The 13,319-nt window shown below is 64.6% G+C and carries 17 protein-coding genes and 1 pseudogene; 7 read left to right on the plus strand and 11 right to left on the minus strand.

All coding sequences use genetic code 11. The annotated features are described in order from the left end of the window. Positions 1-613, plus strand: a 613-nt coding sequence (rsmD, locus tag AC27IO_RS13645; protein WP_498739226.1) for a 16S rRNA (guanine(966)-N(2))-methyltransferase RsmD, incomplete at its 5' end; no start/stop codon positions are given. A gap of 180 nt (positions 614-793) precedes the next feature. After that, positions 794-1,291: a pantetheine-phosphate adenylyltransferase gene (coaD, locus tag AC27IO_RS13650; protein WP_284429351.1), complete on the plus strand. Its 498-nt coding sequence runs from the start codon at positions 794-796 to the stop codon at positions 1,289-1,291. A 22-nt stretch (positions 1,292-1,313) separates the two neighbouring features. On the opposite strand, the gene AC27IO_RS13655 is transcribed toward coaD, so the two are convergent. The 6 genes from AC27IO_RS13655 to AC27IO_RS13680 all read right to left on the minus strand — a co-directional run bounded on the left by AC27IO_RS13655 (position 1,314) and on the right by AC27IO_RS13680 (position 5,829). Continuing rightward, entirely contained in the window at positions 1,314-2,438 is a 1,125-nt protein-coding gene (locus AC27IO_RS13655; protein ID WP_487089399.1) for a zinc-binding metallopeptidase family protein, read from the minus strand. Between the two features lie 142 nt (positions 2,439-2,580). Beyond that, a complete protein-coding gene (locus AC27IO_RS13660; RefSeq protein WP_092741513.1) occupies positions 2,581-2,895 on the minus strand; it encodes a BON domain-containing protein in 315 nt (104 codons plus the stop codon). Positions 2,896-3,008: 113 nt separating this feature from the next. After that, complete coding sequence (locus tag AC27IO_RS13665; RefSeq protein ID WP_284429349.1) at positions 3,009-3,581, minus strand: ferritin-like domain-containing protein; 573 nt, start codon at positions 3,579-3,581, stop codon at positions 3,009-3,011. Positions 3,582-3,631: 50 nt separating this feature from the next. Next, positions 3,632-4,030: a hypothetical protein gene (locus AC27IO_RS13670; protein WP_272565011.1), complete on the minus strand. Its 399-nt coding sequence runs from the start codon at positions 4,028-4,030 to the stop codon at positions 3,632-3,634. A 60-nt stretch (positions 4,031-4,090) separates the two neighbouring features. Next, on the minus strand, positions 4,091-4,255 hold the full coding sequence (locus tag AC27IO_RS13675) for a DUF1328 domain-containing protein (protein WP_011796896.1): 165 nt from the start codon (positions 4,253-4,255) through the stop codon (positions 4,091-4,093). A 230-nt stretch (positions 4,256-4,485) separates the two neighbouring features. Continuing rightward, complete coding sequence (locus AC27IO_RS13680; RefSeq protein WP_284429348.1) at positions 4,486-5,829, minus strand: sensor histidine kinase; 1,344 nt, start codon at positions 5,827-5,829, stop codon at positions 4,486-4,488. A gap of 140 nt (positions 5,830-5,969) precedes the next feature. Here AC27IO_RS13680 and AC27IO_RS13685 point away from each other — a divergent pair, with 140 nt between their 5' ends. Then, positions 5,970-6,602: a response regulator gene (locus AC27IO_RS13685; protein ID WP_092741509.1), complete on the plus strand. Its 633-nt coding sequence runs from the start codon at positions 5,970-5,972 to the stop codon at positions 6,600-6,602. A 128-nt stretch (positions 6,603-6,730) separates the two neighbouring features. Here AC27IO_RS13685 and AC27IO_RS13690 read toward each other — a convergent pair whose 3' ends face one another. The 4 genes and pseudogenes from AC27IO_RS13690 to gpmA all read right to left on the minus strand — a co-directional run bounded on the left by AC27IO_RS13690 (position 6,731) and on the right by gpmA (position 10,380). After that, on the minus strand, positions 6,731-7,135 hold the full coding sequence (locus tag AC27IO_RS13690; protein ID WP_272565009.1) for a response regulator: 405 nt from the start codon (positions 7,133-7,135) through the stop codon (positions 6,731-6,733). A 116-nt stretch (positions 7,136-7,251) separates the two neighbouring features. Further along, a pseudogene (locus AC27IO_RS13695) lies at positions 7,252-8,006 on the minus strand (HesA/MoeB/ThiF family protein). Positions 8,007-8,093: 87 nt separating this feature from the next. Next, entirely contained in the window at positions 8,094-9,530 is a 1,437-nt protein-coding gene (locus AC27IO_RS13700; RefSeq protein WP_284427224.1) for a S41 family peptidase, read from the minus strand. A gap of 106 nt (positions 9,531-9,636) precedes the next feature. Continuing rightward, positions 9,637-10,380 (minus strand): 2,3-diphosphoglycerate-dependent phosphoglycerate mutase, encoded by a 744-nt coding sequence (gene gpmA / locus AC27IO_RS13705; protein WP_284393411.1) that lies wholly within the window; start codon positions 10,378-10,380, stop codon positions 9,637-9,639. 71 nt (positions 10,381-10,451) lie between these two features. Here gpmA and AC27IO_RS13710 point away from each other — a divergent pair, with 71 nt between their 5' ends. The 4 genes from AC27IO_RS13710 to AC27IO_RS13725 all read left to right on the plus strand — a co-directional run bounded on the left by AC27IO_RS13710 (position 10,452) and on the right by AC27IO_RS13725 (position 12,846). Further along, positions 10,452-10,859, plus strand: a complete 408-nt coding sequence (locus AC27IO_RS13710; RefSeq protein ID WP_092741500.1) for a rhodanese-like domain-containing protein — start codon at positions 10,452-10,454, stop codon at positions 10,857-10,859. 52 nt (positions 10,860-10,911) lie between these two features. Beyond that, complete coding sequence (grxC, locus tag AC27IO_RS13715) at positions 10,912-11,184, plus strand: glutaredoxin 3 (protein ID WP_272565005.1); 273 nt, start codon at positions 10,912-10,914, stop codon at positions 11,182-11,184. 120 nt (positions 11,185-11,304) lie between these two features. Beyond that, positions 11,305-11,766, plus strand: a complete 462-nt coding sequence (secB, locus tag AC27IO_RS13720) for a protein-export chaperone SecB (RefSeq protein ID WP_092741496.1) — start codon at positions 11,305-11,307, stop codon at positions 11,764-11,766. Between the two features lie 60 nt (positions 11,767-11,826). Next, on the plus strand, positions 11,827-12,846 hold the full coding sequence (locus AC27IO_RS13725) for an NAD(P)H-dependent glycerol-3-phosphate dehydrogenase (protein ID WP_498739227.1): 1,020 nt from the start codon (positions 11,827-11,829) through the stop codon (positions 12,844-12,846). A gap of 298 nt (positions 12,847-13,144) precedes the next feature. On the opposite strand, the gene AC27IO_RS13730 is transcribed toward AC27IO_RS13725, so the two are convergent. Further along, positions 13,145-13,319, minus strand: a 175-nt coding sequence (locus AC27IO_RS13730; RefSeq protein ID WP_498739228.1) for a pantoate--beta-alanine ligase, incomplete at its 5' end; no start/stop codon positions are given.

Consider the following 13,319-nt stretch of genomic DNA (forward strand, 5'->3'; position numbering starts at 1 on the left):
AGCGCCGGCCAGGTCGGGGGCCGCCGCGAAGAAGCCCGCGGCCAAGGCGCCCGCGGTGAAAGGCGCGGGCGAGGTCCGCATCATCGGCGGGCAGTGGAAGCGCACGCGCCTGCCCGTGGCGCAACGCCCCGGCCTGCGTCCCACGCCCGACCGGGTGCGCGAGACGCTCTTCAACTGGCTGGGTCAGGACCTGACCGGCTGGCGCTGCCTCGACGCCTTCGCGGGCACGGGCGCCCTGGGGTTCGAGGCCGCCTCGCGCGGCGCCACGGCCGTGCAGCTGGTCGAGAACGATCCGGCGCTGGTCGAGCAACTGCACACGCTGCAGCAGCGCCTGCAGGCCATGGCGGTTCGGGTTCAGCGGGGCGACGGCGTGGCTGCGCTGCGGCACTGCGCGCCAGGCAGCCTGCATTTGGTGTTTCTGGACCCGCCGTTCGATGGTGCTCTGTTCGAGCCTGCGATCGCCGCGGCGGCCCAGGCGGTGGCGGCCCAGGGGTTCATCTATCTGGAAGCGCCGCAGGCCTGGGACGAGGCCGCGCTGGCAGAGCTGGGGCTGGCGGTGCACCGCCATCTGAAAGCCGGCGCCGTGCACGCCCATCTGCTCCAAAAACAGTGATGCTATTGAATTTGTAGCGTAATGCCCTAGTGGAATATGTGCTGGAGGCATTTTTTGCTTTGAATGCCCTCGGCCATCACTGCCGCAGAGGCGGCCTTTCCGCCCGCTGCATAATCCGCCCCTGCGCCCGCCCAACCGCGTGTGCCCCCTTCCGCCAGACCGAAAAGGAGCGACCACGCCATGGCCCAGAACGTCCTCGCCATCTATCCCGGCACCTTCGATCCCATCACGCTGGGCCATGAAGACGTGGTGCGCCGCGCCACGCAGCTCTTTGGCCGGGTCATCGTGGCCGTGGCGGCAGGGCACCACAAGAAGACGCTGTTCAGCCTGGAAGAGCGCATCGAGATGGTCCGCGAAGCGGTGCGCGGCTATCCGCAGGTACAGGTCGAGACCTTCTCCGGCCTGCTGCGCGACTTCGTGGTCGAGCGCGGCGGCAAGGCCATGGTGCGCGGCCTGCGCGCGGTGACCGATTTCGACTACGAGTTCCAGCTGGCCGGCATGAACCGCAGCCTCATGCCCGAGGTGGAAACCGTCTTTCTCACGCCCAGCGACAAGTTCCAGTTCATCAGCAGCACCTTCGTGCGCGAGATCGCCCTCTTGGGTGGCGAGGTGGACAAGTTCGTTTCCCCGGAAGTGTCCGAACGCCTGGCCGTCAAGGTGCGCGCCCAGTCCGCCTGAGGCGAGTTCGCGGCCGGCGCCGTCAGGCTTGCCGTGCTTTCAGCGGCTCGGGCCGTGCGCGGTTGCGGGCGGACTGCACCAGTTCATGCACGAAGCGCAGCTTGGCGAGCGCCCCGGATGACAGGGCGAACGGATAGGCGTCCTGCTGGCCCAGGCTGCGGTTCAGGCTGTTGAGCAGCAGCGTGAGCGGTACCCACTCGCTGACCATCGCATCGAAATCCGGGGATTGCGTGGCGAACGGGTCGTTCATCGTGAAGCGGCGCGGCGCGCCTGCCTTGGGCTTCGGGATCTGAAGCCCGGTACGGTAGCTCGACGCCGTTTCCAGCAGATCCACCATGTGCAGGTAGTGCGCCCAGGTCTCGGCCCAGTCTTCCCAGGGGTGGGCCGTGGCGTACGCGCTCACATGGTGGTCGCCCCAGTCCCGCAGGTGCGGACTGCTGGCGTAGTAGGTCTGCAGCGCCGCGCCGTAGTCCTGGCGCTCGTCGCCGAACACGGCACGGAAGTGGTCCAGCTTGCCCTGGTCGCGCAGGAGCCGGTCCCAGTAGAAATGCCCGGATTCGTGCCGCAGGTGGCCGATCAGCGTGCGGTAGGGCTCGTGCAGCGCCAGCCGGCGGCGTGCACGTTCGTCGTCGTCGGCTTCGGCGATGTTGAGGGTGATGGTGCCGCTCGAATGCCCGGTGATCACGGGGTACCCCGGCTGGTCGGCCAGAAATTCGAACGCCGGGCTTTCGCCGGGGGGCGCCGGCTCCAGGCCCAGCTTGGCCAGCGTGTAGTAAAGCTGCCGCTTGGCGTGTTCGATCTGTTTCCAGCGCCGCAGGTTGGCGGGCTCCGACAGGTCGGGGAGGATGCGCGTCTGCCGGCACGAGACGCACAGGGCCTGGGGGTCGTCGCCCTGCAGCGCGAAGTTGCAGGCGCGGTGCGCGGTGCGGTGGTGGCACAGCCGATACAGCGGCTGGGCACTGCCCCTGCCGGAGTCCGCGACCCGCTCCCACAGGTCCGAGTCGTCACGCAGGCCCGATACGGCTGGCACCAGCGCGGCCATCGTCAATTGGTCTGGCAGGAAGGCGAGCTTGGCGCCGCAATGCAGGCATTGGACGCTGTCGAAGAAAACGAGGTGACCGCATTGGTCGCAATTGAATACCTGCATGGTGCGAGCTTAGAGCCTGTGACGAATCTTGCATTGCACTTGCGGCAAGCCTGTGGCAACCCAAGGGGTTGGCGAAACAAAAACAGGCTCCGAAGAGCCTGTGTTTGCAAGGTCTCCGCAGGCCGCAGGGGCCTGCGTGGCCTCAAGGACGCACGACGATGCTGTTGCGCACGTCACGCACGTGCTTGGTGTTGCGTGCGATGGATTCGGCCGTGTTCTTTTCGGTCTGCGACTTGGCGAAGCCCGACAGCTGCACGGTGCCGTTCAGCGTTTCCACGCTGATGGACGTGGCGGACACGGACTTGTCTTCAGCCATCTTGGCCTTCACAGCGGTCGTGATGCCGGCATCGTCCACGTAGGAGCCGACGGTCTGCTGGTCGCGCGCCACCGAGCAACCGGCGGAGATGATGGTTGCGCCAGCGAGGGCTGCAAAAGCGAGGGCACGTGCGTATTTCATGGTTATTTCCTTGGTTTGGTTTGTTAACACGGGTGCTTTGGGATTCTGCAGCCCACCGACCTGTTGCACCCCCCGCGGTCGATGAACTGTTTCTTGGTTGGCGGCGTCGCCTTTCAGCGTTGCAGCCAGTCCTTGAGTTCGTCGGCATGCTCTTCTTCGTCGGCCAGGATGCCTTCCAGCATCCGGCGCGTCGTCGGGTCCTTGTCGCCGATCAAAGTGATCATCTGGCGGTAGGCCTCCACCGCGATGCGCTCGGCCACCAGGTTGGCTCGCACCATGGCCTTGAGGTCGGACGATTCGTCGTAGTCGGCGTGGCTGCGCTCTTCCAGCGAACTGGGGGAAAAGTCGGGCTCGCCGCCGAGTTGAACAATGCGCTGTGCGATCTTGTCCGCATGGGCGGATTCCTCGTTCGCATGCACCAGGAATTCGGCCGCGATGGCGGGCGACTCCAGTCCGTCCGCCGTGAAATGGTGCCGCTTGTAGCGCAGCACGCACACCAGTTCGGTGGCGAGCGCGTCGTTCAGCAGCTTCACGATGGCATCGCGGTGCGGACCGTAGGCGGGCGTGACAGCGCCTTCATCCAGATCCTGCGTTGCTGCGTAATGCAGCGCCTTTTCGTCGAGCACGAGGGCCTCGGACGGGGCCGCCGGATGGCTGGCTGTGTTGATGGTGGTGACAGGGGACATGGGGACGCTCGCTCTTTGTTATTGCCGTGTTTTAAGCAGTTGCCAGTGAATCAATATTCGTGGCGGCGGGGGCGGCGGCTCATCAGGCACAGCGTGGCCACTGCGGCGCCCGCGGCGGCAGCCAGCAACATCGATTTGCCGGGCTGCTCGACCACGTAGCGCGTCGTGACGTCGGCCGCCTGGTTGAGCTGGCGGCGGGCGCGTTCCGTGGTGTCTGCGCAGTAGGAGATGCCACGCGATGCCAGGTCTTGTGCACGGGCTGCGAGATCGTCGATCAGCGGGTTCACCTCACCATGCAGTTCGTCCACTTTGCGTGCAGCCTTGTCCAGGGTGTTGTTGGCAGCGTCGCGGGTGGATTGCACGGCGTCCTTGGCGGAGTCGAGCACGCTGTCTGCGGCGTTGTGTGCGGAATCCACGGCTTTTTTCGCGGCGTTCTGGGTGTCGATCATGGTTGGGTTCCTTGGGGTTTTGGAGTGGTGAGCGCTTCGGTACGCGGTGCGTTCAGTGCGTTAACCGCGCTTGAGCAGGCTCAGCACGAAGGTGACCACGGCCATGATCACGAACACGAAGAACAGGATCTTCGCAATGCCAACGGCGCCGGCAGCGATACCGCCAAAGCCAAAAAGTGCGGCGATCAAAGCGATCACCAGGAAAACCACTGCGTAATGCAACATATCCATCTCCTCTTGCACCAGAAGTTCCGGCGGGTTGGTGGGGGGCGCATTGGTCAGCGCCTGGAATTGAATGTAGTTTTCGCAGTGCAGGGTGGCTGCCGGTCCCTGGCGCGCACCCATGTAGGACGCCGCCCATGAGGGAAGGCTGCTGAAAAATCAAGAGTGGCTGGAGGCGGCAGGTCCCGCCGAAACAGGGTGTGCGGGGCGCTGCGCCGGGCCCCACCGCGCTGTCAGTGCACGTGCGGCAGCACGGCGGATACGAGGGTGCCTTCGCCAGGTTCGGAGGTGACGGTCAAGCGACCGCCAGCCGCTTCGACCCGGTGGCGCATGCCCATCAAGCCATGGGCGGAAGGGTTGGCCTTGCCTGTGTCGAAACCGCTGCCGTTGTCGCGGATCTGTACCGCTACATGCGTGGGGTAGTTGTGCACGGCGACCAGCACCTTGCTGGCGTTGGCGTACTTGCCGATGTTCGTCAGCGATTCCTGGACCATGCGGTAGATGGTCAGCTGAACGGATTCGGGCAATTCCACCGCTTCCAGATTCAGGTCCACCTCCACATTGCTGCGTTCTGCGAACTCGCGGCCCAGGATTTCAAGCGATGCCGTCAGTCCCAGGTTGAACAGCGATGAGGGCCGCAGGTCTTCGATGATGCGGCGCTTGAGCGCAATGCCGCTGTTGAGCGTGTCGGTCAGGTGCTTGAGGCGTTCGGCGATTTCAGGCGCCTGGGAATCCACCCTGGATTTGAGGCGCGCCACGTCGAGCTTGGCCGCGGTGAGCAGGGCGCCCAGTTCGTCATGCAGTTCGCGCGCCAGATGGCCGCGTTCGTCCTCGCGCACCTGCTGCAAGTGGTTCGCCAGCTCAGTGAGGGACGCGGTGCGCTCACGTACCAGCTGTTCGAGCCGGTCACGCTCGCGCTCCAAGGTTTCCTGCTCGCGCTGGTTGAACGATTGCAGTGCGCTCGCCTGCCGCAGGTACATGTAGAAAGCCAGCAGCCCGATGGCCGCCATGGTCGCGATGCCGATGCGCGACAGCATGAGGGAATGAAGGATCTCTTGCGTGCTGTGGTTGGTGCGTTCGGTGCTGCGTTCGGTCAGCCGGCCCGACAGCGAACGGATGGCATCCATGTTCTCCTTGCCCACGTCGGTGGAGAGCACGAACTTCCATGCGTCGTCGTTGTCCTGGCGCCGCAGCCGCAGGCTCAGATCGAGCTCGGACATCTTGCGGGATATCTGCCGCGAAAGCTGCGTGAAGTCTTCCTGGTCTTCGACCGAAGAGGCGGCGAAGATGGCGCGCAACTCGTCCAGATTGCTGTTGATGGTGGACGCGGCCTTCTCGTAGGGCTCGAGATAACGCTCATCACCGGTCAGCAGATAGCCCCGAAGACCGGTCTCTGCATCGAGCATGTTCTGCATCATGCGATCGAGCGCGGCGCGGGTGGTATAGGTGCGAGAGAGGGCGCTGACCGCATCGTGCGAGCGGTCATAACCGGCCTCGTTGATGCCAACCAGCGCCGATGCAGCCAGCAGTGCCAGGGGCAAGCTGACTGCCATCTTGCGAAAATTGGACCAACGCATAGGTTTCTCCGAAAGACAGGCGGGTGATTTCTGGATAATGTCACCAGCCAGCGGTGTTCCGCTGCAGGCACGCCCGCAACGGGTGAATTGGCTACCAGAACGATAACGGGCAGCTTGGCTGCCCCTTGAAAGAACGCTCAATGATCAAGATCGGCATTGTGGATGACCATGCGATTGTCCGCTCGGGATTGCGACAATTTTTGTCAGAACATGTAGACCTTCGGGTGGTGGGTGAGGCGTCCAACGGGCGCGAGGCGATCGATCTGGTTCGTGCACAGGAGATCGACGTGCTGCTCATGGATTTGTCGATGCCCGGCCAAAGCGGCCTCGATGCGCTGGCCATGCTGCGTGCGAAGGCGCCCGACATGGGCATCCTGATCCTCAGCGGCTATCCGGAGGAGCACTACGCCATCAACCTGATTCGCCAGGGTGCCAGCGGCTACCTCAACAAGGAATGCGACCCCAAGGAGATCGTCGAAGCCATTCGCACGATCTCGCTGGGCCGCCGCTACCTGACCCCTGCCGTGGCCGATCTGCTGGCCCAGCAGCTCAACCGCAAGGACGATGCGCCGCCGCACGAACAACTGTCGGAGCGCGAGTTCCAGGTGTTCCTCAAGCTGGCCAAGGGCGAAACCGCGGGCGACATCGCCAAGTCGTTGTCGCTCAGCGTGAAGACCGTGAGCACCTACCGCACGCGCCTGATGGAAAAGATGGCGCTGTCGTCCAACAGCGACCTGACCTACTACGCACTGAAGAACAAGCTGATCGATTGAACCAGCACCCAAGCAAAACGGCCACCGGGCAATCGGTGGCCGTTTTCAAATGGAATGGGTGGAAAAAGAGCCTGAGCCTGGTCCGATGACCGCGCCCTCGCGGCTTGGCATTGAATCCGGCTTCAGCGTCAGCCGGTGGCGGATTTTGGGTTGGCCTGGCGGGCCGTGCTGTGCTCTACACAGTATTCGACCAGTGCGTCGATCTCGTTGGATTTGTCGAACACTGCATCCACGCCCAATTGGGCGCAGCGCATGCGAACGTCCGGCGTTGCATAGTTGCTGAGCACCACCATCTTCTGGCCTGCGGTGCGATTGCGGCACGCTGCCAAGACCCCCAGACCGCTTCCCTGTCTCAGAAAAAGATCGACGATGGCCAAGTCCCACTGGCCTGCATTGTTGGCCAGCCACTCTTTGCCTTCGTCTTCGGTCTCCGCAATGCCTACGGCTTCCACCTCCGCCAGTTCCTCGAGCGTGCCGATCAGGTTTTCTCGGATGGTGGCGTTGTCTTCAACAATGTAGGTGCGCAGTTTCACTGTGGGGTCCAGTCCGGATCACGGAGGCAGAATGAGAATGTGATCACAGCTTCACTTTATGGGGAACCAATGTGTCATTCTGCCAGTAGCAACATGCTGAGCCGGTAGGATTCTTCCTACGGTGTGGCGTGACCACATACGCTGCAATGCCCATGGCGCGGAATTTTCATCACAGTCCATTCCATGGAACGCCCGTCGAGCATCGAAAGCCGTCCCGCCAGCGATTCACCGAACCCCGCGATGAGCTTGAGAGCTTCCGCCGCCTGCATGGCGCCGATGATTCCGACCATCGGCGCGAACACGCCCAGGGTGGCGCACTGGGTTTCTTCGAATGCGGTGTCCGGCGGGAAGATGCAGGCGTAGCACGGCGATACTGGATCGCGCGTGTCGATGACGGTGATCTGCCCGTCGAAGCGGATGGCGGCGCCCGTGACCAGCGGCTTGCGGTGGGTCACGCAAGCGGCGTTCACGGCATGGCGCGTTGCATAGTTGTCGCTGCAGTCGAGCACCACGGTGGCCTGGCTCACCCATTCATCGAGCCATTCCTTGTCGCCCGGGCCTGGATGGCGTCCAACCGCACACCCGGATTCAAAGCCTGCAGCGCTTGAGCGGCGGAGTGCACCTTGGGCTCTCCGACACGCTCCGTGGTATGGGCGATCTGGCGCTGCAGGTTGGTCAGATCCACCACATCGTCGTCCACCAGGGAGATGCGTCCCACGCCGGCAGAGGCCAGGAACAGGGCGGCGGGTGAGCCCAGCCCACCCGCTCCGATTACAAGCGCGTGGGCGGCCAGGATGCGCTCCTGGCCCTCGATCCCGATCTCGTCGAGCATGATGTGGCGCGAATAGCGCAGTAGCTGATCGTCTGTCATGGGGGCTGGAAACGGGTGCGATAGCGAGGCCATGAAAAAGGCCGGGCGCCTGAAAGGCGCCCGGCCGTCGGTGAATCCAGAAGGGATTTAGTTTTCCTTCTTCTCTTCCTTGCGTTCAGTCTGCGTCTTGCTGACGAGCACGGTCTGGCCCTTCAACTGGTTGAGGGCCTGCGCCAGCTGAAAGTCCTTGTCCGAACCGAACTCCGGCATCTTGCGGTCGGCGATGGGTTTCTTGGCTTCTTCTTCAAGGCGCTTGCGCGCTTCCTCGCGGGCCTTCTCGCGTGCTTCGTCCTTCTTCTCTTCGCCCTGGCCGCTGGTCAGGTGCTTTTCGAGATCGGCCTCACGCATGCGCAGCGATGCATACACATCGCCTTCGGCGCTTTCATCCACCATCACGTCAGGCACGATGCCCTTGGCCTGGATGGACTTGCCGCTGGGGGTGTAGTAGCGCGCGGTGGTCAGCTTGATGCCGGTGTCCGGACCCAGAGGACGCACCGTCTGCACCGACCCCTTGCCGAACGTCTGGCTGCCCATGATGGTGGCGCGCTTGTGGTCCTGCAAGGCGCCGGCCACGATTTCACTGGCAGAGGCCGAGCCTTCATTGACCAGCACCACCAGGGGCACGCTCTTGAGCGCGGCGGGCAATCGCTTGAGCGGATCGCCATTGCCGCGGCGCTGGTAGAACTCCGGTGCCGCCTTGAACGTGGCCTTGCTTTCCGCCAGTTGTCCGTCGGTGGTCACCACGGTGACGTTCTCGGGCAGGAAGGCGGCGGAGATGGCCACGGCTGCGTCCAGCAGGCCGCCCGGGTCGTTGCGCAGGTCGAGCACCAGGCCCTTGAGGTTCGGCTCCTGGCGATAGACCTCTTCGATCTTGCGAACGAAGTCGTCCACCGTGCGTTCCTGGAACTGCGACAGGCGGATCCAGCCATAACCGGGCTCGATCACCTTGCCCTTCACGGACTGCGTCTTGATCTCTTCGCGCGTGATCGTCACCGGGAACGTGCGGCTCTCATCCTTGCGAAAGATCGTCAGCGTGACCTGGGTGCTCGGCTCGCCGCGCATTCTCTTGACCGCATCGTTGAGGGCCAGGCCCTTGACGGCGGTGTCGTCGATCTTGGTGATCAGGTCGTTCGTCTTGAGCCCGGCACGGAAGGCCGGCGAGCCTTCGATGGGCGAGACGACCTTGATGAGCCCGTCTTCCTGCGTGATTTCGATCCCGACGCCCACGAAGCGGCCGGAAGTGCCTTCGCGGAATTCCTTGAAGGACTTCTTGTCGAAATACTGGGAGTGCGGATCGAGGCTGGACACCATGCCCGAGATCGCGTCGGTGATGAGCTTCTTGTCATCGACCGGCTCGACGTAATCGGTCTTCACCAGACCGAACACGGCGGACAGCTGCTGGATTTCCTCGAGCGGCAGCGGCGTCATCGCGCCGCGCGCCACCGTCTGCAGGGAGACGGTGGTCAGTGCCCCGGCAACGACGCCGATCGACACCCAACCTGCGATTTTCAGTTTGTGGCCCATTAAAAACACCTTTGCCGCTTCAATATACACCTTGGAAAGATTGCCACCAGTGCAGTTCCGCGCTGGAAGCGACTTTTGCGCTGTGCGGGCCGCCTTTACACGGACTTTACGCCTTGCCCTGCGATGCCACTGCGGCCGCGGCCTTGGCGGCGGCTTCGGCGTCGCCCAGGTAGTAGTGGCGCAGGGGTTTCAGGTCCGCATCGAGTTCATAGACCAGGGGGATGCCGTTCGGAATGTTCACGCCGACGATGTCGTCGTCCGAGATGCCGTCCAGGTACTTGATCAACGCGCGGATCGAGTTGCCGTGCGCCGCGACCACGATGCGCTTGCCGGCGCGGATGGCGGGCGCCATGGATTCGTTCCAGAACGGCAGCACGCGCTCTACGGTGTCCTTCAGGCACTCCGTCAGCGGGATCTGCTCGGGGGCCAGGCTGGCGTAGCGCAGGTCGCCCCGCTCGCTGCGAGGGTCGGCGGCTTCCAGCGCAGGCGGCGGCGTGTCGTAGCTGCGGCGCCACACCAGCACCTGCGCATCGCCGTATTGCTTGGCCATGTCGGCCTTGTTCAGGCCCTGCAGGGCGCCGTAGTGGCGCTCGTTCAGGCGCCAGCTGTGGTGCACCGGCAGCCAGGTGCGGTCCATCTCGTCGAGCGTGTGCCACAGCGTGCGCGTGGCGCGCTTGAGCATGCTGGTATAGGCCAGGTCGAATTCGTAGCCCTCCGCCTTCAGCAGGCGGCCTGCGCTCTTGGCCTGTTCCACGCCCGTGGGCGTCAGATCGACGTCGGTCCAACCGGTGAAGCGGTTCTCGAGGTTCCAGGTGGATTCTCCGTGGCGGATCAGGACGAGTTGGTGCATGGTTTCCCTAGAGCAGGCGGGTCAAAATCCAGCATTCTAAAATTGAGCGGTTTGCCAACCCTAGGACTGACGTGAAATTCATCATCGACAACTGGTATTTGTTCTTTATCGCGCTGGCCTCCGGCGGCATGCTTTTGGTGCCGCTGCTCAAGGATGCCACCGGCGGCTCGCTGACGGCGGCACGCGCCGTGCAGCTCATCAACCGCGAGAAGGGCGTGGTGATCGACGTGTGCGAGCCCGACGAATTCGCCGCGGGCCACGTAGGGGGCGCCAAGAACATTCCCCTGAACCAGCTGGAAGAGCGGCTGCCCCAGGTGGTCAAGAACAAGGCCCTGCCGATCGTGCTGGTTTGCGCCAAGGGCCCGCGGGCCCAGCGCGCCGTGGGCATCGCCAAAAAGCTGGGCTACGACAATGCCCAGGCGCTGGCGGGCGGGCTGAAGGCGTGGAAAGACGCCAGCATGCCGGTTGAAAAGGCCTGAGTTGGCCGCAATGTGTGTTGTGTAGCCATTTTTTGAGCAGGAAGGCCCTCCCATGCAAGCCGTGAAGATGTACACCACCGCCGTCTGCCCCTATTGCATTCGGGCCAAGCAGATCCTCAAGTCCAAGGGCGTGGAGGAGATCGAGGAAGTCCGCGTGGACCTCGACCCCGTGGCCCGCAGCCACATGATGGAAATCACCGGGCGCCGCACCGTGCCCCAGATCTTCATCGGCGATACGCACGTCGGCGGGCACGACGATCTGGTCGCGCTCGACGGCCGGGGCGGCCTGATGCCGCTGCTCGGCGGTGCCCAGGCCGATGCCTGAACTGCCGCTTTTCCGATTCTGCGGCGCTGCATAATGCAGCCCCAAGTGCCCGCTGCGGGGAGCGTTTTCCCCAGCGGGCTTTGTTTTGTCGAATAGTGTTCTGACTGAAAGACCGACACCATGGCTACCGAAGAAAATCCCGTGTTCCAGATCCAGCGCGTGTACCTGAAGGACTTGTCCCTGGAGCAGCCCAACTCGCCCGCGATCCTGTTGGAGCAGGAACAGCCCAGCGTGGACATCCAGCTGGGCGTGGAAGCCACGCCGGTGGCCGATGGCATTTTCGAAGTGGCCGTGACCGCCACCGTGCAGACCAAGATCAAGGACAAGACCGTGTTCCTGGTCGAGGCCAAGCAAGCCGGCATCTTCGAGATCCGCAACATCCCCGAAGACCAGATGGGCCCGATCATGGGCATCGCCTGCCCGCAGATCGTGTACCCCTACCTGCGCGGCAACGTGGCCGACACCATCACGCGCGCCGGCTTCCCGCCCGTGCACCTGGCCGAAATCAACTTCCAGGCCATGTACGAGCAGCAGCAGGCCCAGGTGGCCTCCGCGGCGCCGTCGCCCATCATCACGCAGTAAGCAGCGTGCAGCGCCGGGAGGCCGTTGCGCCTTCCGCGTGAACCTCGGGCACACGAACGAATGAACATCGTCGTCTTGGGGGCCGGGGCCTGGGGCACGGCCATGGCCGTCAGCGCGGCAGCGCACCCATCGGTGCATGCCGTGACCCTCTGGGCGCGCGACGCGCGGCAGGTGGCCGGCATGCAGGCCGCACGGCAGAACGCCCGGTATCTGCCGGACATCGAACTCCCTTCTTCCCTGGCGCTGAGCGCGGGCGACCCGTTGTCGCTGGCCTCCAGCGCCGATCTGGTCGTGGTCGCGACGCCCATGTCCGCGCTGCGCGGCATGCTCCAGGTGCTGAGCGCCGTGGACGTGCCGGTGGCCTGGCTGTGTAAAGGGTTCGAAGCCGCCGCCCCATCGGGCGGCAGCGCCGTGGGCCTCATGGGGCACGAGGTGTGCGCTCAGGTTGCTCCCGGCTTGCGCAGCGGAGTGTTGAGCGGCCCCAGCTTTGCGCAGGAGGCGGCCCGCGGCCAGCCGACGGCGCTGGTGGCGGCCAGCCCGCACGCCGCCGTGCGCGATCTGCTGGTGGACGCGTTCCATGGCCCCACACTGCGGGTGTACGCCAACGACGACATCGTCGGCGTCGAGGTGGGCGGTGCGGTGAAGAACGTGCTGGCCATCGCGACGGGACTGTGCGACGGGCTCGACCTGGGACTCAACGCCCGGGCGGCCCTCATCACGCGCGGCCTGGCCGAGATGACGCGGCTGGGGCTGGCGCTGGGTGCGCGGCCCGATACCTTCATGGGCTTGTCCGGACTGGGCGACCTGGTTCTGACCGCGACGGGCGATCTGTCGCGCAACCGGCGCGTGGGCCAGGCCCTGGCGCAGGGGCTGACGCTGGCCCAGGCGGTGGATTCGCTCGGCCATGTGGCCGAAGGCGTCTACAGCGCCCGGACGGTGCTGGCGCGTGCGCGCCATCTGCAGGTGGACATGCCGATCACCGAGGCGGTGGTGGCCTTGCTGGACGGGCAGAGAACGCCGCGCGACGCGGTGGCACTGCTCATGGGCAGAAGCCCGGTGGCGGAACTCTCGCGGCCTTGAAGGGCCTTTGAAAGCTCTGCCACCGGGCTTCCTTGCCCGTTGCAGGGGTTGATGCTCAGAGCACGCCGAAGAGCATGAGCAGCAGCACGAGGGAAAGTGGGACGCCGAGAAGCCAGAGGATGACAGGCATGGAAGTTCTCCTGAAGAGTGGTTGGTCGATGGATCAACCTTAAAGGCCACCCCTGGGCGCCCCTGTGCGGCGTGGTGACCTGCGCGCGTAGTCCCGAGCCTACCGGCGGTGCAGGAGAGGCCGGCCGCTCGCCTTCGCGGCGATACACCGCCCGGTGCGGTGCGCCCTTCAGAATTCCAGGTTGTCGATCAGCCGCGTGTTGCCCAGCCGCGCCGCGCCCAGGGCCACCAGCGTGCCCGCACCCGCCGGGCCGCCGGCTTCGGGCGGCTGCAGGTCGTGGCGGCGCCGCACGGTGAGGTAGTCCGGTGCCCAGCCCTGGCGGCGCAGCGCGTCCAGGGCCTGG

Source organism: Acidovorax sp. KNOB132, assembly GCF_057541515.1.